Source organism: Megasphaera sp. MJR8396C (assembly GCF_001546855.1).
In the GTDB taxonomy this organism is placed as follows: Bacteria; Bacillota; Negativicutes; order Veillonellales; family Megasphaeraceae; genus Megasphaera.
Genome location: NZ_KQ958206.1, coordinates 1 through 2,003, shown reverse-complemented (window position 1 = coordinate 2,003; position 2,003 = coordinate 1). Strand labels below are relative to the sequence as shown.

At 50.1% G+C, this 2,003-nt stretch carries 1 protein-coding gene; it reads right to left on the bottom strand.

Features of this window, described 5'->3' with window-relative positions; translation table 11 throughout:
- On the bottom strand, positions 1–2,003 hold a 2,003-nt coding region (locus tag HMPREF3201_RS11945; RefSeq protein ID WP_369794839.1), incomplete at both ends, for a beta strand repeat-containing protein.

Here is a 2,003-nt window from a genome sequence, read left to right as displayed (position 1 = left end):
GTCTTTATTGAGCTTAACCGTCAACAGACCGTTTTCGTCCTCCTGGCTGGATACGACACCGATGTTGCCGTCGGTCAGGTCAGCTTCATTCTTAGCATTACCCTTTACATTGACCTGATTGTTCAACTTAACCTTAGACGCATCGCCAAAGTCACCACCGTACTTCATACCGTCATCAAGGGTTGCGACGGTCGAACCACCTACGGTAATTCTATCAATATCTGTACCAGCTAAGTTAGGAGCACTCGTTCCGGCTGCAATAGTCGCAGTGGAACCGTTAGCACCACTGGTCAAGGCGATAGAGCCATCAGCCCCGTTGATAGCGACGGAAGAACCATCGGCACCATTCAGTGTAATAGAGCTGTCTACGCCATCTGTGCCTTCATCATTGTTGGCACTACCTAAGGTGATGTTATCAGAGAGTTTGAGGTCATAATACGTCGTCAGGTTGTTATCTCTCTTTGTTTGAAGCAGTAAGTTCTTACCTTGATACTCTGAGGCGCCGCCTTCTGTACCTCCCTCAACGGTTACATAAGTATGTTGACCAGCTAATTTTCTAATTTCATTTAACTGGCTGCCATTGACAGCATCTGTAGAATCGTCGTTGATTGCTCCAGGCGCAACATTGATAATCTTATTGCCACCATTATTGAGGCCAGCATCCGTCAAGGATACAGGAGTACCGTTAGAAGGCGTAATGGTCATACCACTATTATTGATAACAGTGTTACCCATGGTTACGGATCCGTTAGAGCCTAAGTTGATGTCTTTATTGAGCTTAACTGTTAACAAGGCATTGTCGCCATCCTGGCTGGATACGACACCGATGTTACCGGTAGTCAAATCATCTTCAGACGTTGCTTCGCCTTTGACGTTAACCTGTTTGTTCAGTTTGACAGAGGCTACATCCCCGAAGTCGCCATAGTACTTCATGCCATCATCAAGGGTAGCCACCTGATGGTTCGTGCCTTTCGGATCGGTGTAAATGATACGAGTCATCGTTTCACCGTCTTTACCGTTGACGCCAGCTTCACCCGGTGTGGTATAGATGTCGGTCACTCCGTCTTTGCCATTGAGGCCGATGTGGCCTTCCAAGCCGTCGACGCCATCGACACCGTCTTTACCGGTAATGCTGACACCATCTTTGCCGTCGGCACCCTTAATCGAGATGCCGTCGTTGCCGTCGATAGTAACGACGTTGCCATCACTGCCATTGACACCGATAGATCCGTTCGTGCCATCTTTAGCTCCGATAGAGAGGTTGTCAGACAGGGCTACGGTGATGTTACCGTTTGTAGGATCCGTCGTAGTTGTAATATTCTGGCCGTCACCTACGATGCCCAGGGCTTCACCCAGGTCACGATGTACCGTGTCTCCACTATCGGCCGTGAAGTCCATGCCCTTATTAACCAGAGCATCGCTCACATTCTTAAGGTCGCCGATGTTGGCTGCATTGGTATCCGTATTGTACGTCGGATTGCCGTCAGCATCGACACCATCGGAGCCGCTGGCTACGTTGGTAATCTGATTGCCACCATTGTTCAGGCCACCGTTGGTGAGGCTCACGGCTGTATCGCCGCTGCCGATGGTCATACCGCTATTGTTAACTACGGTGTTGCCCATCGTAACGGAGCCTTCAGTACCTAAGTCGATGTCTTTCACTAACTGAACTTTCAACTGACCATTAACGTTATTGACGCCAATGTTGTTTTCCGTCAGCTTGTCAGCATCGGCTCCACCAATGATGTCAAGCTGTTCGTTGAGTTTCTTGGCGATGACATTAGTACCATCTGCTTTCGCATTGTCGCCGGCGTACTTCTGACCGTCACTCATGGTTGCGATGGTTTCGCCGCCTGCCGTGATACGATCAACCGGGTTGCCTTCTACATTATTTACGCTGTCGCCAGCCTTGATGGTAACCGTCGTGCCCGGTGTTCCGTCAGCGCCGGCAGGGCCGGTCAAGCCGATGGAGCCATCAGCGCCGTTGATAACGACGGCCGAAC